The 23,043-nt window shown below is 46.6% G+C and carries 20 protein-coding genes and 6 tRNA genes; all 26 read left to right on the top strand.

Annotated elements, in window-relative coordinates:
• The first annotated feature begins 34 nt into the window (after window positions 1-34).
• The 26 genes from yabP (at window position 35) to DWX28_RS02360 (ending at window position 22,933) form a co-directional block, all read left to right on the top strand.
• A complete protein-coding gene (gene yabP, locus DWX28_RS02485) occupies window positions 35-316 on the top strand; it encodes a sporulation protein YabP (protein ID WP_022214787.1) in 282 nt (93 codons plus the stop codon).
• A gap of 14 nt (window positions 317-330) precedes the next feature.
• Window positions 331-714 carry a spore cortex biosynthesis protein YabQ gene (gene yabQ / locus DWX28_RS02480; protein ID WP_158565269.1) on the top strand — a complete coding sequence of 128 codons (384 nt, stop codon included), beginning with the start codon at window positions 331-333 and terminating at the stop codon, window positions 712-714.
• Between the two features lie 10 nt (window positions 715-724).
• The gene (locus tag DWX28_RS02475; RefSeq protein WP_118251743.1) at window positions 725-982 is read left to right on the top strand and encodes an FtsB family cell division protein; all 258 of its coding nucleotides are present in this window, start codon (window positions 725-727) and stop codon (window positions 980-982) included.
• A gap of 109 nt (window positions 983-1,091) precedes the next feature.
• On the top strand, window positions 1,092-2,585 hold the full coding sequence (locus DWX28_RS02470; protein ID WP_022214785.1) for a SpoIIE family protein phosphatase: 1,494 nt from the start codon (window positions 1,092-1,094) through the stop codon (window positions 2,583-2,585).
• Between the two features lie 13 nt (window positions 2,586-2,598).
• Entirely contained in the window at window positions 2,599-4,017 is a 1,419-nt protein-coding gene (gene tilS, locus DWX28_RS02465; protein WP_118251638.1) for a tRNA lysidine(34) synthetase TilS, read from the top strand.
• Window positions 4,014-4,547, top strand: coding sequence for a hypoxanthine phosphoribosyltransferase (gene hpt / locus DWX28_RS02460; RefSeq protein ID WP_118251634.1), 534 nt, complete (start codon window positions 4,014-4,016; stop codon window positions 4,545-4,547). The genes tilS and hpt overlap by 4 nt, the downstream gene beginning before the upstream one ends.
• A 64-nt stretch (window positions 4,548-4,611) precedes the next feature.
• Window positions 4,612-6,399, top strand: coding sequence for an ATP-dependent zinc metalloprotease FtsH (ftsH, locus tag DWX28_RS02455; protein WP_118251741.1), 1,788 nt, complete (start codon window positions 4,612-4,614; stop codon window positions 6,397-6,399).
• 289 nt (window positions 6,400-6,688) lie between these two features.
• Window positions 6,689-8,800, top strand: a complete 2,112-nt coding sequence (locus DWX28_RS02450) for a glycoside hydrolase family 13 protein (protein ID WP_022214781.1) — start codon at window positions 6,689-6,691, stop codon at window positions 8,798-8,800.
• A 162-nt stretch (window positions 8,801-8,962) separates the two neighbouring features.
• Window positions 8,963-9,841 (top strand): amino acid ABC transporter substrate-binding protein, encoded by an 879-nt coding sequence (locus tag DWX28_RS02445; RefSeq protein ID WP_022214780.1) that lies wholly within the window; start codon window positions 8,963-8,965, stop codon window positions 9,839-9,841.
• A gap of 100 nt (window positions 9,842-9,941) precedes the next feature.
• Complete coding sequence (locus tag DWX28_RS02440) at window positions 9,942-10,589, top strand: amino acid ABC transporter permease (RefSeq protein ID WP_022214779.1); 648 nt, start codon at window positions 9,942-9,944, stop codon at window positions 10,587-10,589.
• 32 nt (window positions 10,590-10,621) lie between these two features.
• Window positions 10,622-11,371, top strand: a complete 750-nt coding sequence (locus DWX28_RS02435) for an amino acid ABC transporter ATP-binding protein (RefSeq protein ID WP_173905270.1) — start codon at window positions 10,622-10,624, stop codon at window positions 11,369-11,371.
• A 117-nt stretch (window positions 11,372-11,488) separates the two neighbouring features.
• Window positions 11,489-12,922: an adenylosuccinate lyase gene (purB, locus tag DWX28_RS02430; RefSeq protein WP_022214777.1), complete on the top strand. Its 1,434-nt coding sequence runs from the start codon at window positions 11,489-11,491 to the stop codon at window positions 12,920-12,922.
• 39 nt (window positions 12,923-12,961) lie between these two features.
• Window positions 12,962-14,242 (top strand): adenylosuccinate synthase, encoded by a 1,281-nt coding sequence (locus DWX28_RS02425; RefSeq protein WP_022214776.1) that lies wholly within the window; start codon window positions 12,962-12,964, stop codon window positions 14,240-14,242.
• Window positions 14,243-14,294: 52 nt separating this feature from the next.
• Window positions 14,295-15,116: an HAD family hydrolase gene (locus tag DWX28_RS02420; RefSeq protein ID WP_022213786.1), complete on the top strand. Its 822-nt coding sequence runs from the start codon at window positions 14,295-14,297 to the stop codon at window positions 15,114-15,116.
• A gap of 243 nt (window positions 15,117-15,359) precedes the next feature.
• Window positions 15,360-15,869: an SEC-C metal-binding domain-containing protein gene (locus tag DWX28_RS02415; RefSeq protein ID WP_022213785.1), complete on the top strand. Its 510-nt coding sequence runs from the start codon at window positions 15,360-15,362 to the stop codon at window positions 15,867-15,869.
• Window positions 15,869-16,351, top strand: coding sequence for a YdcF family protein (locus DWX28_RS02410; protein WP_022213784.1), 483 nt, complete (start codon window positions 15,869-15,871; stop codon window positions 16,349-16,351). The genes DWX28_RS02415 and DWX28_RS02410 overlap by 1 nt, the downstream gene beginning before the upstream one ends.
• Window positions 16,352-16,477: 126 nt before the next feature.
• Window positions 16,478-16,550: transfer RNA gene (locus DWX28_RS02405), tRNA-Val, on the top strand.
• A gap of 16 nt (window positions 16,551-16,566) precedes the next feature.
• Window positions 16,567-16,640, top strand: a tRNA-Met gene (locus tag DWX28_RS02400).
• A gap of 7 nt (window positions 16,641-16,647) precedes the next feature.
• Window positions 16,648-16,720: transfer RNA gene (locus DWX28_RS02395), tRNA-Val, on the top strand.
• A 17-nt stretch (window positions 16,721-16,737) separates the two neighbouring features.
• A tRNA-Met gene (locus DWX28_RS02390) sits at window positions 16,738-16,811 on the top strand.
• A gap of 7 nt (window positions 16,812-16,818) precedes the next feature.
• Window positions 16,819-16,891, top strand: a tRNA-Val gene (locus tag DWX28_RS02385).
• A 17-nt stretch (window positions 16,892-16,908) separates the two neighbouring features.
• Window positions 16,909-16,982: transfer RNA gene (locus tag DWX28_RS02380), tRNA-Met, on the top strand.
• Between the two features lie 165 nt (window positions 16,983-17,147).
• Window positions 17,148-18,047, top strand: a complete 900-nt coding sequence (locus DWX28_RS02375; RefSeq protein WP_118251739.1) for a diacylglycerol/lipid kinase family protein — start codon at window positions 17,148-17,150, stop codon at window positions 18,045-18,047.
• Window positions 18,048-18,093: 46 nt separating this feature from the next.
• On the top strand, window positions 18,094-20,208 hold the full coding sequence (locus tag DWX28_RS02370; protein ID WP_118251626.1) for a glutamine synthetase III family protein: 2,115 nt from the start codon (window positions 18,094-18,096) through the stop codon (window positions 20,206-20,208).
• Between the two features lie 21 nt (window positions 20,209-20,229).
• A complete protein-coding gene (locus DWX28_RS02365; RefSeq protein ID WP_118251622.1) occupies window positions 20,230-21,147 on the top strand; it encodes an AAA family ATPase in 918 nt (305 codons plus the stop codon).
• On the top strand, window positions 21,140-22,933 hold the full coding sequence (locus DWX28_RS02360; RefSeq protein ID WP_118251620.1) for a cobaltochelatase CobT-related protein: 1,794 nt from the start codon (window positions 21,140-21,142) through the stop codon (window positions 22,931-22,933). The genes DWX28_RS02365 and DWX28_RS02360 overlap by 8 nt, the downstream gene beginning before the upstream one ends.
• Window positions 22,934-23,043: the final 110 nt, after the last annotated feature.

The following is a 23,043-nucleotide window of genomic DNA, read 5'->3' as shown; positions in this document are numbered from 1 at the left end:
TAATGGATCAAATGGAACGACAGGAGGCAGAGAGATGGAACAGAGCACCGCACGGCAGCCTCACAGACTGGTCCTCGAAAACAGGAAAAAAAGCATGATTTCGGGAGTCCAGGATGTCCAGTCCTTTCATGAACAGGAAATCCTTCTTCTGACCGAGGAAGGGAAGCTCCAGATCAAAGGCGAAGGACTTCATGTTAAACGACTGAACCTGGAAAAAGGTGAGGCAGATATCGAGGGCAAAATAAACAGCCTGATCTATCTTTCCAGAAACACCCCGAAGAAGGACGAGAAACTTCTGAAACGGATGTTTCGCTGAAAATGAGCAGTTATATGGAAAGAGAGACGTTCCTGTTTCTGATAGCGGCAGGAACCGGTGCAGGGCTGTTTTTGTTTTACAGGGTCCTGGGAATTTTTCGCTGGATGTTTCCGGGGCGGAGATCTGTGGCGTTTTTTGACCTTTTGTACTGGATTCTGTCAGGTAGTGTGGTTTTTGCAGAGCTTTACCAGTATAATGAAGGCGTTTTGAGGCTCTTTTTGCTGCCTGCCGTCTTTTTGGGGGCTTTTTTGATGAATTCTTTGTTAAAGAGGTTGCTATTTCTTGTTAAAAGAGGTAAAATTTCAATAATTATGGAAAACCGCTTTTGTAATTGGAAGAGGGGAAAGCAGATTGAAAAAGTCCAAAAAAAAGAAAAAAAACACAAGAATATTAAATAATTACCTCGGGATGGCTCTGATATCGGTAGTTGTTGTGCTTCTTCTGGGAGTTCTTACAGTGCAAAGTAATGAACTGAAAGCCAAAATCTCATCCTACGATACAAGAGCAGCAGAGATAAGAACTTCGATAGAAGAAGAACAGGATCGAACCAAACAGATCGACGAAGAGAAAGAATATATGCAGACAGATGAATATGTGGCAGAGATCGCCAGAGACCGTCTCGGGCTTGTCAAAAGCAATGAGATTGTTTTTGAAGAGGAGAAATAACACATATTTTGAAGAAAACTTTTCTGAAATAGCTGACAGTATTTGACAGATATTTTATAAAATCCCTTTTATAATTTCCCTTAATGAAGACATCAGGGGAGGGGAAAACATGCAGGAATGGATAATTGCCATGCTCGTGCTCAGCATTCTGCTGATTTTGCGGGACATGGCAAAAACTGTTTTGAAGGGAAGAAAATCCAGAAAAGAAGAGCCTTTTCCTTTAGGCGGAGAACATCCCCAGAAAGAAAAAGTAGAACGGTACGCAGCCTCATTTCAGAAACTTGCAGATACTTTTTATGGAATGCCATATAAGAAAGAATATTTAAGCAGTGCCCAGGTTGAGAATGTTATCCGGGAGACGGGAGAACGTTTCTGCAGAAACTGTTACCGGAGAGAACTGTGCTGGGGAGACCACGCAGAGGAGATGTATCTGTGCGGGGAGGCAATGGTACGTGCGATAGAGCAGGCGGATGAGGAGAAGATCGAAGAAGCACGGAAACGATGTGGAGAGAACTGCGGCAGATCAGCGCAGTACCTGGAATCCCTGAAGGACTGTTTTCAGAAGGAAAAGCAGGAGATGATCTGGGGGAACCGGATGATCGAGAGTCGGCTTGCAGTTGCACAGCAGTTGAATGAGATTTCACATATTATGCAGCAGGTTGCAGAAGATCTCTATGATATCAGTGCGGCGGAACCCGTTTTTCAGGAAGAACTTGCCAGGAGTCTTCGAAAGCGTCATGTGATCCTGAAACGGGCATGGGTCATGGACAAGGTCGAAGGGCGCAGACAGATTTTTCTGACCATGCGCGCCAGAAGCGGACAGTGTGTTGCTGTATCAGAAATCTCGCAGATTTTGTCCGGGATATGCGAATGCACAATGACCTCGGCACAGGGGAGCCGCTGTATTGTGAACCGGGATTTCCATACGGTTCACTTTGTGGAGGATGTCAGCTATCAGATGCTGTATGGTGTCGCAAAGCTTACCAGAGAAAAGGAAAAAGTTTCAGGAGATAATTACATCTGCCGACAGGAGGATGGAGGAAAATTTGTGATGTGTCTTTCGGACGGAATGGGTTCTGGAATGGATGCGTGCAGGGAAAGTGAGATTGTGGTAGAATTACTGGAGCAGTTCATGGAATCAGGTTTTTCACAGGAGGCAGCGGCGAGAATGGTCAATTCTGCCCTGATTCTGAATGGACGGGAAGGTATGTTCTCCACAGTTGATATCTGTGCAGTGGACCTTTATACGGGAATCTGTGAATTCCTCAAGGCAGGAGCAGCAGCTACTTTTATCAGGAGAGATCATTGGGTAGAGGCAATCTCATCGGAGAGCCTTGCGGCAGGTCTGGTACAGAGAATTGATTTTGACACAGCCTCACGGAAACTGTATCATGGGGACTGTCTTGTTATGATGACGGACGGAGTTCTGGATGCCCTTCCAACAGACTGTGAAGAAGAAACAATGAAAGAAATCATTCTGGATGTGCAGGAGAGTGCTCCGCGTGAGATCAGCCGGGGAATTCTGGAGAGAGTGCTTGGCTACAGTGACTATCGGGCGAGAGATGACATGACCGTGCTGGTTGCCAATGTAGTAAGAAAGTAAAGGACATAAGAAAATGCGGGAAAAGACATTCGATAAAGTAAAGGATTTTGTGAAAGAAAATGAAATGCTCGCCAGGAACTGCGCGGTCATTGCGGGCGTATCCGGTGGAAACGATTCTATGACGATGCTGCATCTTCTGAGGAGACTGAGAGAGATCTGGCATTTTCATCTCCGGGTGGTGCATGTGAACCATGGGATCCGGGGAGCGGAGGCAGACAGGGATCAGCGGATGGTGGAGACTGTATGCACCGAATGGAATATCCCATGCAGCGTGTATCGCTATGATGTCCCGGAGCTTTCGGTGAAATGGAAACTGGGAACAGAAGAAACGGGAAGGATCGTGCGCAGGCAGGCTTTTGACGCAGAGACGCACAAGTGCCGGAAACAATATGCGGTTGTCCGTACGGCACTGGCACATAATAAGAACGATCTTGCCGAGACAATGCTCCATCATCTGGCGAGAGGGACAGGTCTCAGGGGCTTATGTTCTCTGAAACCGGTGAATGGAGAGGTGATCCGTCCTCTTTTGTGTTTAGAAAGAAGAGAAATTGACGATTATATTAGAGAGTGCGGGATCCCGAGTGTCCTGGACAGCACGAATCTGGAGGATGAATATACGAGAAACCGCATCCGCAGGCATCTTCTTCCTGTGATGGAGCGAGAGATCAATGCCAAAACGGTTGAGCACATGGCAGAGACTTCGAGGCTGCTCTCAGAGGCGGAGGAGTTTCTGACAGACGAGGCGGCGCAGCTGGCCGCAGATTATTACAGAGAACCGGATGGAAGTTACTGCCTTGGAGAAGGATTTTTTCAGAAAAAACAGATCCTCAAAAGCTATGGAGTCCGGACGATCCTTGAAAAACTGAGCGGCCGCAGCCGGGATCTCACACAGACGCATATCCGGCAGGTACTGGAACTTTATTCCTGCCGGGTGAGCAAGCGGATTTCGCTTCCATATGGACTGGAGGCTGTGCGGACTTACGATGGAGTGATCCTCAGGAAGAAAATACAGCAGAAACCGGGAACAGAAGGGCGAAAGGAACAGGAAATTCCCCTTCCAGCCACATCGGAAGAGGTGGAAACACCGTTTGGCCGGTTTACGATCAAAGTATTTTCCTATTCCGGCGAGAAGATTTTAGAAAAAAAGTATACGAAATGGTTTGATTGTGATAAAATAAAGTGCGGTTTGTCAGTCCGTACCCGCAAAACAGGAGATTATCTCATTGTCGGCAGGGACGGAGGCCGCAAAAAGCTGACCAGATGCATGATCGATGATAAATTTCCAAAGGAGACCAGAGATCAGGTACCACTGATCGCAGATGGCGGGGAGATTTTGTGGATCATAGGCGGAAGGATCAGCGAACGGTATAAAATTACTTCATGCACAAGAAATGTATTAGAAATTACATACCAAGGAGGAACCAGGTTATGAGTGAGAGAATCAAGGTTTTACTGAGCGAAGAAGAAGTGGATGCAAGAATCCAGCAGGTTGCAGCCAAGATCAGCAAGGATTATGCAGGAAAGGAAGTCCATCTGATCTGCGTACTGAAGGGCGGCGTGTTCTTTACCTGTGAACTTGCAAAGAGAATTACTGTACCGGTAACTCTGGACTTCATGTCCGTATCCAGTTACGGAGATGATACCAAGTCAAGCGGTGTTGTCAAGATCGTGAAGGATCTGGACCAGCCGCTGATCGGTAAGGATGTGCTGATCGTAGAGGATATCATTGACTCAGGAAGAACTTTAAGCTATTTGCTCAAGATTCTTGAGAACAGACATCCAAACAGCATCCGTCTGTGTACTCTGCTTGATAAGCCAGAGCGCAGAGTTAAGAAAGATGTAAAAGTAGATTACTGCTGCTTCAATATTCCAGATGAGTTTGTTGTAGGATATGGGCTTGACTATGCTCAGAAGTACAGAAACCTCCCGTTCATCGGAGTTGTGGAATTTGACGGCGAGTGAAAGGAGATTCAGTTAAGTGAACAGACAGCCAGGCAAAATTGGTCTTTATCTGGTGCTGATCGTGATGCTGGTTGCAGGATATTTTTATCTGAATAATCAGGTAACTTCCCAGAGTAATTACACGATGGAAGAACTGCAGCAGGCAGCCGAGGACGGCAAGGTGACTTCTGCATCCTTGTATCAGAACAGGGAGGTACCGACGGGATCTGTTGTGGCAGAGATCGAGGGCGAAGGACAGAAAAAGGTCAATGTAACAGATGTAAACACTGCACAGGAGATTCTTGAGAAATACGATATTCATCCGGATGTGAAGGATGTTCCGCAGGAGAGTGCTTTTCTCACAACGTTTTTACCTGTGATCCTTACAGGAGCATTTATCCTGATCCTGTTTGTCATGATGAACAGACAGATGTCAGGAGGGGGCGGCAACTCCAAGATGATGAATTTTGGCAAGAGCCGTGCAAGGATGATGCTTCCGGACGGCAAAAAAGTAACTTTTCAGAACGTAGCCGGTCTTCAGGAAGAGAAGGAAGATCTGGTGGAAGTTGTGGATTTCCTCAAATCTCCACAGAAATATACCAGTGTGGGAGCCAGAATTCCTAAGGGCGTGATCCTTGTAGGTCCTCCAGGAACAGGTAAGACACTTCTTGCCAAGGCTGTTGCAGGAGAAGCGGGGGTTCCGTTCTTCTCCATTTCCGGTTCAGACTTCGTGGAGATGTTTGTCGGTGTCGGTGCTTCCCGTGTCCGCGACCTGTTCGAAGAGGGCAAGAAGCATGCACCGTGTATCATTTTTATCGATGAGATCGATGCAGTTGCAAGACAGCGTGGAACCGGTATGGGCGGCGGTCATGATGAGAGAGAGCAGACTCTGAACCAGCTTCTTGTAGAGATGGATGGATTCGGAGTGAACGAGGGGATCATCGTTATGGCAGCAACCAACCGTGTCGACATTCTGGACCCTGCGATCCTGCGTCCGGGACGTTTTGACCGTAAGGTTGCAGTCGGCAGACCAGATGTCAAGGGACGTGAGGAGATCCTTCGCGTTCATGCCAAGGACAAACCTCTTGGCGAGGATGTTGATCTCGCACAGATCGCGCAGACAACAGCAGGATTTACAGGCGCAGATCTTGAGAACCTCCTGAATGAAGCTGCGATCATGGCGGCCAAGGCGACCAGATCCTATATCACGCAGCAGGACATCAAGCAGGCCTTTATCAAAGTTGGTGTCGGTGCAGAGAAACGAAGCAAAGTCATCTCTGACAAAGAGAAGAAGATCACAGCATACCATGAGGCTGGACATGCGATCTTGTTCCATGTGCTTCCGGATATGGATCCTGTTTATACGATTTCCATCATTCCGACAGGTGTTGGGGCAGCAGGATATACCATGCCTCTTCCGGAGAATGATGAGATGTTCAATACCAAGGGCAAGATGCTTCAGGATATCACAACGCTGCTTGGCGGCCGTGTTGCCGAGGAACTGATCTTTGGCGATATCACGACAGGTGCATCCAATGACATCAAGCGTGCGACAGGAACTGCCCGAGCAATGGTCATGCAGTATGGTATGTCAGACAAGCTTGGTCTGATCACTTATGGTGATGACGGTGATGAGGTATTTATCGGACGAGATCTGGCACATACCCGAAGCTACAGCGAGGAAGTTGCCAAGGAGATCGACCAGGAAGTACATGATATCATCGACAAGTGCCACCAGGATGCAAGAGAGATCATCACTCAGCATATGGACGTGCTCCACAAGTGTGCAGCTCTTCTTTTAGAGAAGGAAAAAGTCCACAGAGAAGAGTTTGAGGCACTTTTTACATCAGAAAAAGTTGATCTCTCAAAATAAAGTATGCAAGATGCACAAAAACAAATTGTGATTTTTGTGAACTTTGTGCACACTTTTCGGTAGACGCATGGTACTATATACATCGTAAAAACCCCCCAATACATTATATAGTTTTTGCTACACCCCATAAGAAGAAATACCTTCTCCAAAAAAGACAGCCTATCCCGCTGTCTTTTTTATTTTGTAAAAATAACCATAATCGAGACGGTATTTCAGTGGTTTTTATATTGTACTTTTATGAATTTTCAACTAGAATAGACATATGCTTAAGAATAAGGGGACTTTAATTATGGAATGGGAAAACGAAGACATTACCAGAAAAATGCAGTACATTCTGAATATGCGGCCGGTGCTGAATAAGGACGCTTTTTTCAGTGACGGAACGAGATATTACAGAAATCCTACCGAACCAAAGGCGGGGGAAACGGTAATGATCAGTTTCCGGACCCAGAAAAACAATGCAGACGCAGTATACCTTGTATCCGGTGAGAAGAAACATAAGATGAAGATCTATAAGACGGTCAAGGGCTTCGACTATTACGGAACCAAGATCGTGATGCCGGATGAGGTTTTTCGATATCACTTTGAAATTCTGTATGGTTGGGTAAACTGTTACTATAATCAGCGGGGAGTCTGTACAGAATTACAGGAACGCGATGATTTTGAGATCTATCCAGATTTCCAGACTCCGGACTGGGCGAAGGGGGCGGTGATGTACCAGATCTTTGTGGATCGTTTCTGCAACGGAGATCCGACCAACAGTGTTCTGACAGATGAATATTCTTATATTGGAGAACACTGTGAGCAGGTACATGACTGGTCCAAGACACCGGCTGTCATGGGTGTCCGGGAATTTTATGGCGGAGACCTTAAGGGCATTATGGATAAACTGGATTATCTCCAGGATCTTGGCGTGGAGGTCGTATACCTGAATCCGATCTTTGTATCGCCGAGTAACCACAAGTATGATACACAGGATTATGACTATGTAGATCCACATTATGGAAGGATCGTAGAGGACTGTGACGGACTTCTGGCTCCATGGGACCGTGAGAACTCACATGCGGCGAAATACATCAAGCGAGTTACCGACAAGAAGAATCTGGAAGCAAGTAATCAGCTTTTTGCAGAGCTGGTGCAGGAACTGCATAAACGTGGAATGAAAGTTATCCTGGATGGCGTTTTCAATCACTGCGGTTCTTTCAATAAATGGATGGACCGTGAGCGGATCTATGAAGGACAGGAGGGCTATGCGCCGGGGGCTTATATCTCAGCAGACAGCCCGTATCGTTATTTCTTCAATTTCCGTGACGAGGGAAGATGGCCGTACAACCTGTCTTATGATGGCTGGTGGACGCACGATACGCTTCCGAAGCTCAATTATGAAGGATCCAGAGAACTTTATGACTATGTCCTGAATATCGCGCGCAAATGGGTGTCTGAGCCGTATTGCGTAGATGGATGGAGACTGGATGTTGCAGCGGACCTTGGACACAGCAATGAGTTCAATCATCAGTTCTGGAAGGACTTCCGCAAGGCAGTCAAGGAGGCAAATCCGAATGCGCTGATCCTTGCAGAGCACTACGGCAACCCGGAAGGCTGGCTTCAGGGCGATGAATGGGATTCTGTCATGAACTATGATGCTTTTATGGAGCCTGTGACCTGGTTCCTGACCGGTATGGAGAAGCACAGTGATGAGTACAGAGAGGATCTGTATGGAAACAGTGAGGCGTTTATCGGTGCAATGAAGACACATATGCGTTCTCTTCATATGTCTGCCCTTCATGTGGCGATGAATGAACTGTCGAATCACGATCATTCCAGATTCCTGACAAGAACGAACCGCCGCGTGGGAAGGGTTTCCTACGCCGGAGCAGAGGCGGCTTCTGAGAATATCAATACGGCGATCATGAGAGAAGCGATCGCGATCCAGATGACCTGGCCGGGAGCACCGACTGTTTATTATGGTGATGAGGCTGGTGTCTGCGGATTTACCGATCCGGATAACCGCCGTACCTATCCGTGGGGACACGAGGACAAGGAACTGCTTTCTTTTTACAAAAAAATGATCGCGATCCACAAGAAATACCGTATCCTTCGTACAGGATCCCTCAAATTCCTGTGGAACGACTATCAGGGACTGTGCTACGGACGTTTCTCGCATATCGAGCAGATGATCGTTGTCCTGAATAACCGTGATGAGGGAAGAGAAGTCACGATCAAGGTATGGCCGGCGGGGATCACCCGTATGGAAGAAGTTTCCATGACGAGACTGATCCGTTCCAGCCAGGATGGTTACAATGACCGCCCGAAGGAGATTCGGGCACGTGCCGGAATGGTAAATCTCTATCTGCCGCCGCGCAGCGTCACTCTTCTTTATCACAAAGACAAGATTTCATAATCACGCAAAAATGCAAAGTCCGGACCTGTTTTCAAATATCACGGCTCCGGACTTTGTTTTTTTCTTGACAGAAAAGGATTGGTATGTTACGATAACCATACTTTCACGTGGTAGAGTGACTATGTGATAAACTATAAAAATAATTTAAGAGGAGATAGAGGTATGAAGAAAAAAGCAGTTGCATTGATGCTGAGCACAGTAATGGCTATGGGAATGGTTTCTGCAGCAAGTGTACAGGCGAGCGTAGAGGACAAGACCCTGATCGTAGGATTTGATGCAGAGTATCCGCCATATGGCTATATGGATGAGGATGGAGAGTACACAGGATTTGACCTGGAACTTGCTCAGGCAGTATGTGATCTGGAGGGCTGGACTCTGGATAAGAAACCGATCAACTGGGATTCCAAGGATATGGAACTGAATTCCGGATCTATCGACTGTATCTGGAACGGATTTACCATGAACGGAAGAGAAGATGACTATACTTTCTCCGTACCATACGTAGATAACAGCCAGGTGATCGTTGTTGCTGACAATTCCGGCATCGAGAAACTCACAGACCTTGCAGGCAAGACTGTTGGTGTTCAGGCAGCTTCTGCAGCACTTGATCTTCTTCAGAGCGAAGAAGAAGGCGGACAGAAAGAACTGGCAGATACCTTCGGAGCACTGAATGAATTTGCTGATTACAACACAGCATTCACAGAACTGCAGGCAGGAGCACTGGATGCACTTGCAATCGATATCGGTGTTGCCAAATACCAGCTCAACTCCAGAGGAGAGGGATTCAAGATCCTTGATGAGACTCTGAACACAGAGCAGTATGCGATCGGTTTCAAGAAAGGCAATGACGAGCTTTGCGATATCGTAAACGCAGACCTTCAGAAACTGGCAGACGACGGAACTGTAGCAGAGCTTGCTGAGAAATATGAGATCGCTGATATGGTAACTCTCAAGGCTTCTGATGATGCTGATGCGAAAGAAGATACAGAAGAAGCTTCTGATGATGCGGCAGCTGAGGAAACATCCGAAGACGCAGAATGATCAGAAATTCAAAAATACGAAATAAGATATAAGACATATGGGATGCTCCCTGGGGTCTCACCGGGGAGCATCCCTGTTGTAAGTTAATGGAGGAGAAGACATGAGTTTTCAGGTAATGTTACAGCAGCTTACCACAGGATTCGGTTCTACGCTGGTTATCTTTTTTCTGACTTTACTTTTCTCACTGCCGTTGGGGATGGTAGTATATTTCGGAAGAGTAAGCCGTTTCAAGCCACTGAGCTGGATCGTGAAAGCCTATATTTCTATTATGAGAGGAACACCGCTGATGCTGCAGCTGCTTTTGTGGTATTTCGGACCGTTTTATCTCTGGGGAATGAATATCGGGGGGTACAAATTTACAGCGATCATCCTTGGATGTTCTCTGAACTATGCAGCTTATTTTGCTGAGATCTACCGCTCCGGAATTGAATCTATCCCGGTCGGACAGTATGAGGCAGCACAGCTTCTCGGCTATAACAAGAGCCAGACATTTTTTAAGATCGTACTTCCGCAGGTTGTCAAAATCGTACTTCCGTCAGTGACGAATGAAGTTATCACCCTTGTCAAGGATACATCACTTGTATATTCTGTATCCTACATCGAGATGTTTGCACTGGCAAAACAGATCGCAGCAGCACAGACAACGGTCCTTCCGTTTGTGATCGCAGGTGTATTCTATTATGTATTCAATTTTGTTGTTGCATGGGTAATGGAATGGCTTGAAAAGAAAATGAACTATTATCGTTAGGAGGAATGGGCGTGAGTACGAATCTTCTTGAAATGAATCATATCAAAAAACAGTTTGACGGGCTTCAGGTGCTGAAAGACGTTTCCATCCATGTAGAGGAAGGAGAGGTGCTTTCTATCATCGGACCTTCCGGCTCCGGCAAGTCTACACTGCTCCGCTGTGCGACACTTCTGACACGCATCGACGGTGGAGAAATCAGCTACATGGGCAAAAAGGCGATCTGGACAGAAAATGGCAAAGTCTGTATGCCGTCCAAGAATGAGATCAAGGATATCCAGTCCTACTTCGGTCTGGTGTTCCAGAACTTCAATCTTTTTCCGCATTTTACCGTCATGAAAAATATCACAGATGCACCGATCCATGTACAGAAACGAAACAAAGACGAAGTTTATAAAGAAGCAAGAGAACTTCTGGCAAAGATGGGACTTTCTGATAAGGAAGATGCCTATCCGTATCAGCTTTCAGGTGGACAGTGCCAGCGTGTCGCGATCGCAAGGGCACTTGCACTGAATCCGAAGATCCTCTTTTTTGATGAGCCGACATCCGCACTCGATCCGGAACTTACAGGAGAAGTCCTTCGTGTTATCCGTTCTCTGGCGGATCTTCATATTACGATGGTGATCGTAACACATGAGATGAATTTTGCAAAAGATATCTCCGACAGAGTCATCTTTATGGATAAGGGCGTGATCGCAGTAGAAGGAACACCTTCCGAGGTATTTTCTTCCAGCAACGCCAGAATGAAAGAATTCCTTGGCAAATTTCATCAGGGAGAAAAATAAAGGGATTGCTTTTAATCAGGCAATGTTATATAATTTCAGCGTAAAGACAGGAAAAATACTAAGATTAACCGCAGTTACCCCTGCGGTTAATCTGGCGAGAGGATAGGAGTAAATACCATGAGTACAGACAGATATGTAAGCCCCCTTTCAGAGCGTTATGCCAGCAAGGAAATGCAGTACATTTTTTCTCAGGATATGAAATTCCGTACATGGAGAAGATTGTGGATCGCTCTGGCAGAAACAGAAAAAGAACTTGGCCTCAATATCACCCAGGAGCAGATTGACGAACTCAAGGCTCACAAGGATGATATCAACTATGACGTGGCCAGGGAGAGAGAACGTCAGGTACGTCACGACGTTATGTCCCATGTGTATGCATATGGAGTACAGTGCCCGAAAGCAAAGGGAATCATTCATCTGGGTGCAACCTCCTGTTATGTAGGAGATAATACAGATATCATCGTAATGGCAGAAGCTCTGAAGCTGGTTCAGAAGAAACTGGTCAATGTGATCGCAGAGCTTTCCAAATTCGCAGATAAATACAAGGATCAGCCTACACTGGCATTTACCCATTTCCAGCCGGCACAGCCGACAACTGTTGGTAAACGTGCTACTCTGTGGACTCAGGAATTCATGATGGATCTTGAGGATTTGGAATATGTTCTCGGAAGTCTCAAGCTTCTTGGATCCAAGGGAACAACCGGAACACAGGCAAGCTTCCTGGAACTTTTTGACGGGGATCAGGAAACAATTGACAAGATCGATCCGATGATCGCGCAGAAGATGGGATTCAAGCAGTGCTATCCGGTTTCCGGACAGACCTACTCCCGCAAAGTCGATACAAGAGTCCTGAATATTCTTGCAGGTATTGCGGCAAGTGCACACAAGATGTCCAACGACATCCGCCTTCTCCAGCACCTCAAGGAAGTTGAGGAACCGTTCGAGAAATCTCAGATCGGATCTTCCGCAATGGCATACAAGAGAAATCCAATGAGAAGTGAGCGTATTGCTTCTCTTTCCAGATACGTGATGATCGACGCACTGAATCCGGCGATCACTTCCGCAACACAGTGGTTTGAGAGAACCCTGGATGATTCTGCAAACAAGCGTCTCAGCATTCCGGAAGGATTCCTTGCGATTGACGGTATTCTTGACCTCTGTCTGAACGTAGTAGACGGACTGGTAGTATATCCGAAAGTAATCGAGAAACACATGATGGCAGAGCTTCCATTCATGGCAACTGAGAACATCATGATGGATGCAGTTAAGGCAGGCGGCGACCGTCAGGAACTTCATGAGCGCATCCGTGAGCTTTCCATGGAAGCAGGACGCACTGTGAAGGTAGAAGGAAAGGACAATAACCTTCTTGACCTGATCGCGGCAGATCCGGCATTCAACCTTACGATCGAAGAACTCAACAAGTCCATGGAGCCTTCCAGATATGTAGGAAGAGCCAAAGAGCAGACCACAGCTTTCATTGAGAAAGTGGTACAGCCGGTTCTCGACGAGCACAAAGAAATGCTGGGAATCAAAGCAGAAATCAATGTCTAAAATACAGATCAATCAAAAACACGAGGAGGATAAAGTGTTATGGTCAAAGCAGTAGTTGGAGCTAACTGGGGAGATGAAGGTAAAGGTAAAATTACCGATATGCTTGCTCAGGAGGCAGATATCATCGTAAGATTTCAGGGAGGTGCAAACGCAGGTCATACAATCGTAAATGACTATGGTAAATTTGCACTGCACACACTTCCGTCAGGTGTATTCTACAATCACACCACAAGCGTGATCGGAAATGGTGTTGCTCTGAACATTCCGGTGTTCTTCAAAGAATATAACGAAGTGATCGAGAGAGGAGTTCCGGCACCGAAGATCATGATCTCCGACAGAGCACAGATCGTAATGCCATATCACATCCTGTTCGATCAGTATGAAGAAGAACGTCTTGGCGGCAAATCTTTCGGATCCACCAAATCCGGTATCGCTCCGTTCTATTCAGATAAATATGCAAAGATCGGTTTCCAGGTAAATGAACTGTTCCACGACGATGCCCTGAAAGAAAAAGTAGAGCGCGTTGTTGCAACAAAGAATGTTTTACTGGAGCACCTGTATCATAAACCGCTTCTTGATCCGGATGAGATCTATGCAGAACTGATGAAATACAAAGAAATGGTAGCTCCGTATGTTGGAGACGTTTCCCTGTTCCTGTGGAATGCGATCAAAGACGGCAAACAGATCCTTCTCGAAGGACAGCTTGGATCCCTCAAGGACCCGGATCACGGAATCTACCCAATGGTTACATCATCTTCCACACTGGCTGCATATGGTGCGATCGGTGCAGGAATCCCGCCATATGAGATCAAACAGGTTATCACAGTCTGCAAAGCATACTCCAGCGCAGTAGGAGCAGGTGCTTTCGTTTCTGAGATCTTTGGCGAGGAAGCTGACGAACTCAGAAGAAGAGGCGGCGACGGCGGAGAGTACGGCGCAACAACCGGACGTCCGAGACGTATGGGATGGTTTGACTGTGTTGCTTCCAAATACGGATGCCGTATGCAGGGAACCACAGACGTGGCATTTACTGTACTTGATGTACTTGGATATCTTGATGAGATCCCGGTATGCACAGGCTACGAGATCGACGGCAAAGTTACTACAGAATTCCCGACAACAGGACTTCTTGAGAAAGCAAAACCTGTTCTCGAGGTACTTCCGGGATGGAAGACAGACATCCGTGGAATCAAGAACTACGAAGATCTTCCGGAAAACTGCCGTAAATACGTAGAGTTCGTAGAGAAACAGATCGGATTCCCGATCACCATGATCTCCAACGGACCAGGAAGAAACGATATTATCTACAGAAATAAATAAATTACAAAGCGCCGGGGAGTTTTTCTCCGGCGTATTTCATATTGAGGTGTTTATGAAAAACGGAAAAAGAATCGCAGCCCTTCTGGGTGTTGTGGCACTGCTGATCATCTTCTGCCTGCCGATGTTTTTTGCATTGAAGGGCGATTTTTCGCAGGAAGCATTTATGGCATCCTTGTATACGGTGCTTTTTGTGGCAGTCATGGGGTATGTGATCTGGATGGTATTTCGACTTGTAAATAAGAAGAAAAACGAGGAGGATAAACGTATGATCAAAAATATTGTTTTTGACGTAGGACTTGTGCTGGTGGAATTTAACTGGCAGTCTTATCTGGACAGTTTTCACTTTGACAAAGAAAAAAGAGATAAGATCGCAAAGGCAACCTTCCAGAGTGAAGTGTGGGATGAGCGTGACAAAGGACTTCTTGAAGAAAGAGAATATCGTGAGAAATTCAAGGCACTGGCTCCGGAGTATGCAGAGGATATCGAGGATGTTATCAGGAATTCTACGAGATGTGTCACGAAGATGGACTATGCAGAGACCTGGACAAAATATCTTAAGGAGCAGGGATATAACCTTTACATCCTGTCCAATTACAGCAGATATATGCTGGACGGCACGAAGCAGAACGAAATGCCATTTCTGAAATATATGGACGGAGTTATTTTCTCCTGTGATGTAAACCAGATGAAACCGGATATAGAGATTTATCAGACACTGCTCAGTAAATTTAATCTGAAAGCAGAGGAGACGTTGTTCATTGATGACCGTGCAGAGAACTGCCAGGGTGCAGAAAAGGCAGGAATCCACACAATTCAGTTTAAAGATCTCAAACAGGCAGCGAAAGAAATGGAAGAAACTTACGGGATCAAATAAAAATCCCGGGACCGCGGCATTTCGTCAGTCCCAGGACCTTGTAAGGGGAGGATATAAGTATTTCTTAGATTGTATCTTTTGCTGTGCCGCCGATATGGGTTTCGGTGGACATTTATAGTATGGGCATGTGAATCCCTTTTTATACAACTTTCTTATAATTTGTATAAAAAGGGATTTGTCTTTTGTGAGAAAAGATGATATAATGGGGCACAGGCAAAATTTTTGAAAAGAGGATGAAAACAAATGAGTGATAAAACAATCTTAGAGCAGTGGCGTTCAATTGCTTACGATCAGCAGGCAGACCGCAATCAGCTCCAGAGATTCTGGGCAAACTATTTCAATATCGAGAAGGGAATCTACGAGCAGCTTCTTTCCAATCCGGACGAAGTTGTAAGCGGTACAGTCAAAGAACTGGCTGAGAAATACGGACAGGAAGTCCTGACTATGGTTGGTTTTCTTGACGGAATCAATGACAGCCTTAAGATCCCGAACCCGATCGAGACAATGGATGAGAACACCAGAGTAACTCTGGCTTTTGATAAAGAACTTCTTTACAAGAACATGGTTGATGCCAAGGCAGACTGGCTGTATCAGCTTCCTCAGTGGGATGCGATCTTCACAGAGGAGAAACGTAAAGAACTGTACATGGAGCAGAAGAAATCCGGTACAGTTGTAAAGCCGCACAAGATTGGCCGTAACGATCCTTGTCCGTGCGGCAGCGGTAAGAAATACAAACATTGCTGTGGAAGATAATGAAAGTCCGGCCAGATCTGGATTATATTATCGTGCTTGGCGCACATGTCGCAGGCACACGGTTATCCAAAGCCCTTCTGGAACGAACCAGGAGGGCTTTGCGTTATCTTGAGGAGAATCCTGAGACACGCGCGGTTCTCTCCGGCGGACAGGGGCAGGGAGAGCAAATCAGCGAGGCGGAGGCAATGTACCGGTATCTCACAGAGCATGGGATTGACGGTTCCCGGCTGATCCTTGAGGACAGGTCCACCAATACAAAGGAGAATCTGGATTTCAGCCTGGAGAAGATCGGGACACTGGATACCTCGATCGGGATCGTGACGAATCATTTTCATGTGTTCCGTGGTGTGGCGATCGGCAGAAAGTGTGGATGCAGGCAGATTTATCCCATTCCGGCGAGATACAGAACCTGGAGACTGCTGGTTTATATTCCACGTGAAATCCTTGCGATCATCAAGGATAAAATAGTAGGAAATTTGTGAACAAAATAAAATATAAAAAAAATTAAAAAAAGTGTTGACACTTTGCCAAACACATAGTATACTAACGAAGTCGGTTGCGAGAGAGCACCTCGAAAGAGAGTTCTTGAAGCGGCAGGCACAGGAAGTGGGATCTTAGCTCAGCTGGGAGAGCATCTGCCTTACAAGCAGAGGGTCATAGGTTCGAGCCCTATAGGTCCCATACCTCAAGAGAATATGGCGAGATAGCTCAGTTGGCTAGAGCACACGGTTCATACCCGTGGTGTCGAGGGTTCGAATCCCCCTCTCGCTATTAGAATGGGATCTTAGCTCAGCTGGGAGAGCATCTGCCTTACAAGCAGAGGGTCATAGGTTCGAGCCCTATAGGTCCCATACCTCAAATAGAATATGGCGAGATAGCTCAGTTGGCTAGAGCACACGGTTCATACCCGTGGTGTCGAGGGTTCGAATCCCCCTCTCGCTATTAGAATGGGATCTTAGCTCAGCTGGGAGAGCATCTGCCTTACAAGCAGAGGGTCATAGGTTCGAGCCCTATAGGTCCCATACCTCAAATAGAATATGGCGAGATAGCTCAGTTGGCTAGAGCACACGGTTCATACCCGTGGTGTCGAGGGTTCGAATCCCCCTCTCGCTACTTGAATCCCCTGAAATTCAGGGGATTTTTTTTGCATAAAAACACAGGCTGTACAATAAATTTTTTTGGTGTCACCTGTCGAAAAATTTGCGTCTAGGAATTTCAAAAGATTTGTTGTATGATATAGAATGCGTAAGAAATAAAAAAGAAAGGGGACATCAGACCGTGGGGAAAAAAATGCTTTTTGTTTTTAATCCCAAAGCAGGAAAGGGCAGGATCAAGATGCACCTCCTGGATATCGTAGATATTTTCAGCGGACATGATTATGAAGTCATTATCCGTGCTACGCAGGCACCGCGTGATGCCTATGAAAAAGCCAAAGAATATGCAGATTCTGTTGATCTGATCGTATGCAGTGGAGGTGACGGCACTCTTGACGAAGTTGTTACCGGAATTATGGAAACAGGAAGCAATGTACCGATCGGATATATTCCTGCCGGAAGTACGAATGATTTTGCCAACAGTCTTTTTATGCCTAAGAATATGGTCAAAGCGGCAGAGATGATTACGAAAGAAGAACTTTATCACTGTGACATCGGCAGATTTAATCAGCAGATATTTGCATACGTTGCTGCTTTTGGACTTTTTACAGATGTGTCCTATGAGACAGACCAGGATCTCAAGAATGTTCTTGGACATGTGGCATACATTCTGGAAGGTGTAAAGCGTCTTTTTGACATCAAGTCTTATCATATGAAGGTTACTTCAGATGAACTTGAGGTGGAAGATGATTTTATCGTCGGAATGGTAACAAATTCCAGATCTGTAGGTGGATTTAAGAATCTTACCGGGAAGAATGTCGATATGAATGATGGACTTTTTGAGGTGACACTGATCGTGAATCCAAAGAATCCGCTGGAACTGCAGGAGATCATTACAGCTCTTGTAATGGCAGAGGACAATACGGATCTTGTATATTCCTTCAAGACCAGGAAGCTTACGATCGAGGCAGAAGAAGAAGTCCCATGGACTCTGGATGGAGAATTTGGCGGCGACCACAGGATCATAGAGATTGAGAACCGTCATAAGGCACTGAATCTTTATCTTAAGAGTACCCAAAATTAAACTGTCAAGAAACAATTAATAGAAATACAATCAAAGGAGAAACAGAATGTCAGATTACGTGAATGTAACAGAACTTTTTGGATGCGATGTATTCAATGATTCTGTCATGGAAGAACGACTCCCGAAGAAAGTTTACAAAGAACTCAAAAAAACCATCGAGGAAGGCAAGGAGCTTTCACCGGAAGTAGCAGATGTTGTTGCTCATGAGATGAAGGAATGGGCAATCGAGAAAGGTGCGACACATTACAGCCACTGGTTCCAGCCACTGACAGGTGTGACAGCAGAGAAGCACGATGCTTTTATCACAGCACCGAAGGAAAATGGCAAGGTTCTTATGAGCTTTTCAGGTAAAGAACTGATCAAAGGAGAATCCGATGCATCTTCTTTCCCGTCAGGTGGACTTCGTGCTACATTTGAGGCGAGAGGTTATACAGCGTGGGACTGCACTTCACCGGCTTTTGTACGTCATGATGCCGCAGGCGGCACACTTTGCATCCCGACTGCATTCTGCTCCTATACAGGAGAGGCACTGGACCAGAAGACACCGCTTCTCCGCTCTATGGAAGCGATCAATACACAGGCATTACGTCTCATCAGACTTTTTGGAAATACCACATCTAAGAAAGTAACTCCGTCTGTCGGTGCAGAGCAGGAATACTTCCTCGTAGATAAGGAAAAATGGCTTCAGCGAAAAGACCTTACATATACAGGAAGGACTCTGTTTGGAGCAATGCCTCCGAAGGGACAGGAGATGGACGACCATTATCTTGGAACCATCCGTCAGAGGATTTCCGCTTATATGAAAGAAGTCAACGAAGAATGCTGGAAACTGGGCGTGACAGCCAAGACACAGCACAACGAAGTTGCACCGGCACAGCATGAGCTGGCTCCGATCTATGCACCGGCAAACATCGCAGCAGACCATAACCAGATCATGATGCGCATCCTCAAGAAAGTAGCGAGCCGTCACGGTATGCGCTGCCTGCTCCATGAGAAACCATTCGCAGGAGTCAATGGTTCCGGTAAGCACAATAACTGGTCCCTGACTACAGATGACGGGATCAACCTTCTGGATCCTGGCAAGACACCGCATGAGAACGTTCAGTTCCTTCTCGTCCTGACCTGTATCCTCAAGGCTGTAGATACACATGCAGACCTTCTCCGTGAGTCCGCGGCAGATGTCGGAAACGACCAGAGACTTGGTGGAAACGAAGCACCGCCGGCGGTGATCTCTGTATTCCTTGGCGAGCAGCTTGGTGATGTCCTGGATCAGCTTATCAGCACAGGAACAGCCACACACAGCAAGAAGGGAACCATCCTGGAGACAGGTGTCAAGACTCTTCCGGACTTCATGAAGGACGCAACGGACAGAAACCGTACTTCACCGTTCGCTTTTACCGGAAACAAGTTCGAATTCCGTATGGTGGGCTCCAGGGACTCTATCTCTGAATGCAACGTCGTACTGAATACGATTGCAGCCGAGGCTTTCAAAGAAGCCTGCGACCGTCTGGAAGCTGCCGAGGACTTTGATATGGCAGTCCATGATCTGATCAAGGAATACGCGATCGATCATCAGAGGATCGTATTCAACGGCAACGGATATGCTCCGGAATGGGCAGAGGAAGCGAAACGCCGCGGACTTCCGAACCTTCCATCCATGGTGGATGCGATCCCGGCACTCACCACAGATAAAGCTGTGAAACTGTTCGAGGAATTCCATGTATTTACCAGAACAGAGCTGGAATCCCGTGCAGAGATCCAGTACGAGATCTATGCAAAAGCGATCAACATTGAAGCCAAGGCCATGATCGACATTACAACCAAGCAGATCATCCCGGCAGTGATCAGATATACGACTGTACTGGCAGATTCCATCAATGCCGTACAGGCAGTCGGTGCGATCGATGTGAGCGTACAGCTTGACCTTCTCAAGAAATGCTCTGCACTTCTCAAGAGCACCAACAGCGCAATGAACAAACTTTCCAAGGCAGTAGCCAGAGTTCCGGAGATCCCGGAGGGAAGAGAACGCGCCGTATACTGCAAGGACACCATCACAAAAGCAATGGAAGAACTGCGTACACCGGTGGATGAACTGGAAATGCTGGTTGACAAGGAAATGTGGCCGATGCCTTCCTACGGCGATCTGATCTTTGAAGTATAAGATTTCTGGGAGTACTTATAAATGGAAGAATTAAGATTTCTGGAGGAACAGAATGTTTCTCCAGAACTGATAAAAAGAGTCGAAGAATTCAGACAGGCTTATTCGGTAAAGGAAGAAGCAGCAGGAAGGATCACGAAACCTTCCATACCTTTCTATGGAAAGGAGATCCTGGAGATGGCGATCGCAGCCATCCTCCAGGGTCAGAACCTGCTCCTGACCGGACCGAAAGCGACCGGCAAGAATATCCTTGCCGAGAACCTGGCATATATTTTTAACCGTCCGTCTTACAATGTATCGTTTCACGTAAATACCAACAGTGGTGATCTGATCGGAACGGATACTTTTGAGGACAACGAAGTGAAGCTTCGCAAGGGAAGTATCTACCGCTGTGCAGAATATGGCGGATTCGGTATCCTGGACGAGATCAATATGGCAAAAAACGACGCAGTTTCTGTGCTTCATGCGACACTGGACTACCGCCGTTCCATCGATGTGCCGGGATATGACAAGATAGACCTTCATCCGGCAGCACGGTTTATCGGAACGATGAACTATGGATACGCAGGAACCAAGGAGCTGAACGAAGCTCTGGTTTCCCGTTTCCTCGTGATCGATATGCCGGCGCAGACAGAGGAAACACTTCGTTTTATTTTTAAAGAAATGTTCCCGGATGCAAAGGAAAAAGCCATTGAGCAGTTTACCGGACTGTTCCTGGATCTCCAGCTCAAAGCACTGAACAGTGAGATCTCCACGAAGGCGCTGGATCTTCGAGGACTTCTGGCGGCAATGAAGATCATCAAAGTCGGACTTTCTCCGTCCCTTGCAGTGCAGATGGGAATCGTGAACAAGACGTTTGATGTCTTTGAGAAGGAAATCGTGGAGGACGTTGTACATACGAGGATTCCGGCAGAATGGATCAGAGAGGATGTCTATGAATAAAGAAGAAACACTGGAAATAGAGGACAGCCGTCTGGAACTCGAGAACCGGATCCGAAATCTTCTGTGGACAGTCAGCGGTGATTATAAACTGGATATGAAACCGGATGTTTCACTTTTTCTCCGCTCGAAGGCGATCGCCCTTTATGACGGAATCAAACAGGGAGCCCTGGCAAGATTTTATGATAAAGATCTTCTGGGGCTTTATCTCGTCAAAAAAGTATTTCTGCAGGCTGACGAAGGCGAACTGACTGCTGTTGCACAGCTCTGCATCGAGGAGGCGATCGGAGAAAAGATCTGTGAGGAACGCCCGGGCATCCGGAACATGCAGAGAGAGGCTTTTGAGGATATTCTGGATCAGGAGTTCGAGAAGATGCCGTCACAGGCAGACTTTCTGGGAAGACTGAAGGTCGCGGTGCTCCGCAGGAGACTGGACGGAGGCGTATACAGAGTCGAACAGAAACTTCAGCCGTTTATGGATCTGGTGATCCGTTCCGGCGAGGCAGAGGATACGATGGAACTGATCCGCTGCATCGATGAACTGTATAATTCCATGATCGACCCGGCATTTGAACAGCGGCGAGGCAGTCTGGAACGTGTAATGGCGGTCACACTGGAAGAACTTACAGAATTTTCCTGGGAAGATTTTCTCTCTGAGGAGATGTATGAGGAAGCACTTGAGAGTTATGTCGAGAAACTGACGACCAACATGGCAGGCATGGAGGACCGCTCCGTGACAGAAGAGATGGAGCAGAAACGCCAGAAAAAGAAAAACATCACAGTAGTCACTCCCGAAATGCTGGAAAAAGCCTACACCTATGTAGAACTGAACTACGGCAGAACCTATTTAAGCGAAGCAGAGGAAAAAAAGATCAACTATCTGATGTGCCGGGGCGTTCACAGCGACTGCAGCCTTTATTTCACAGAGGGAGTCCTTAAGAATCCGGTAAAACGAAATTACCAGTATGAATACGCGAAGCGCCTGCGGAACAAGAATATCTGGCTGTACCATGACAAGCACCGTATCGTGAAGCGGAATATTTCTGTGCTGACAGATACACTCCGCAAATCTCTTGTCCTCAGAAGTGAGACACAGACAGTCCTTTCTGACCGCGGACAGATCGTACCATCGAGGCTGTGGCGGGTCGGACGAAGCCAGGATGCGAAACTTTTTGAAAGAGAGCTCAAGGCGGATGCGTCAGATTTCGTGGTGGATGTACTGATCGATGCGAGCGGTTCGCAGATGAGCCGGCAGGGAGAGGTGGCACTTCAGGCATATATCATCAGCGAAGCCCTAAGCAATGTCGAGATCCCGCATAGGGTGATGAGTTTCTGTACATTCTGGGATTATACGATCCTTCACCGGTTCCGGGAATACGATGACCCGCGGTCAGCGAATGAGAATATTTTTAATTATGTAACATCTTCCAACAACAGGGACGGACTGGCGATCAAGACCGCCGGATACGGACTTCTCGCAAGAGAAGAGGAAAAAAAGATCCTGATCGTTTTGAGCGACGGCAAGCCTTACGATGTGCTGGTGAACCGTCCGAATGCGAGAAATCCGAAACCATATCAGGGAAAAGAAGCGATCGCGGATACCGCAACGGAGATTCGCCGTCTGAGGAATCTGGATGTCAGCGTCCTGGGTGTTTTTGCAGGAGAGGAGAAGGACCTTGCCACGGAAAAAAAGATCTTCGGCAAGGATTTTGCCTATATCCGTAATATCAAAAATTTCTCGAAGATTGTCGGAAGGTATCTGACAAAACAGCTGGAAATTGATGGATAATAGACAGAAATGTGCAAAATTTCCAAAAAGAGTCAAATAAAACGAACGGAAATATAAAAATTTCATAAAATCGCCCTTGCTAATACAAGCAAAGTCGGTTATAATGGTCT

Source organism: Blautia sp. AF19-10LB, from assembly GCF_003461245.1.
Taxonomy (GTDB): Bacteria; Bacillota; Clostridia; order Lachnospirales; family Lachnospiraceae; genus Blautia_A; species Blautia_A intestinihominis.
Note: the sequence above shows the minus strand (reverse complement) of the source record. Positions and strands in the feature narration are given on the sequence as shown.

Bases quoted from the DNA above. Each gene is read 5' to 3' on its own strand.
- yabP (WP_022214787.1), top strand. From the start codon at position 35: ATGGAACAGAGCACCGCACGGCAGCCTCACAGACTGGTCCTCGAAAAC.
- yabQ (WP_158565269.1), top strand. From the start codon at position 331: ATGGAAAGAGAGACGTTCCTGTTTCTGATAGCGGCAGGAACCGGTGCA.
- DWX28_RS02475 (WP_118251743.1), top strand. From the start codon at position 725: ATGGCTCTGATATCGGTAGTTGTTGTGCTTCTTCTGGGAGTTCTTACA.
- DWX28_RS02470 (WP_022214785.1), top strand. From the start codon at position 1,092: ATGCAGGAATGGATAATTGCCATGCTCGTGCTCAGCATTCTGCTGATT.
- tilS (WP_118251638.1), top strand. From the start codon at position 2,599: ATGCGGGAAAAGACATTCGATAAAGTAAAGGATTTTGTGAAAGAAAAT.
- hpt (WP_118251634.1), top strand. From the start codon at position 4,014: ATGAGTGAGAGAATCAAGGTTTTACTGAGCGAAGAAGAAGTGGATGCA.
- ftsH (WP_118251741.1), top strand. From the start codon at position 4,612: ATGCTGGTTGCAGGATATTTTTATCTGAATAATCAGGTAACTTCCCAG.
- DWX28_RS02450 (WP_022214781.1), top strand. From the start codon at position 6,689: ATGGAATGGGAAAACGAAGACATTACCAGAAAAATGCAGTACATTCTG.
- DWX28_RS02445 (WP_022214780.1), top strand. From the start codon at position 8,963: ATGAAGAAAAAAGCAGTTGCATTGATGCTGAGCACAGTAATGGCTATG.
- DWX28_RS02440 (WP_022214779.1), top strand. From the start codon at position 9,942: ATGAGTTTTCAGGTAATGTTACAGCAGCTTACCACAGGATTCGGTTCT.
- DWX28_RS02435 (WP_173905270.1), top strand. From the start codon at position 10,622: ATGAATCATATCAAAAAACAGTTTGACGGGCTTCAGGTGCTGAAAGAC.
- purB (WP_022214777.1), top strand. From the start codon at position 11,489: ATGAGTACAGACAGATATGTAAGCCCCCTTTCAGAGCGTTATGCCAGC.
- DWX28_RS02425 (WP_022214776.1), top strand. From the start codon at position 12,962: ATGGTCAAAGCAGTAGTTGGAGCTAACTGGGGAGATGAAGGTAAAGGT.
- DWX28_RS02420 (WP_022213786.1), top strand. From the start codon at position 14,295: ATGAAAAACGGAAAAAGAATCGCAGCCCTTCTGGGTGTTGTGGCACTG.
- DWX28_RS02415 (WP_022213785.1), top strand. From the start codon at position 15,360: ATGAGTGATAAAACAATCTTAGAGCAGTGGCGTTCAATTGCTTACGAT.
- DWX28_RS02410 (WP_022213784.1), top strand. From the start codon at position 15,869: ATGAAAGTCCGGCCAGATCTGGATTATATTATCGTGCTTGGCGCACAT.
- DWX28_RS02370 (WP_118251626.1), top strand. From the start codon at position 18,094: ATGTCAGATTACGTGAATGTAACAGAACTTTTTGGATGCGATGTATTC.
- DWX28_RS02365 (WP_118251622.1), top strand. From the start codon at position 20,230: ATGGAAGAATTAAGATTTCTGGAGGAACAGAATGTTTCTCCAGAACTG.
- DWX28_RS02360 (WP_118251620.1), top strand. From the start codon at position 21,140: ATGAATAAAGAAGAAACACTGGAAATAGAGGACAGCCGTCTGGAACTC.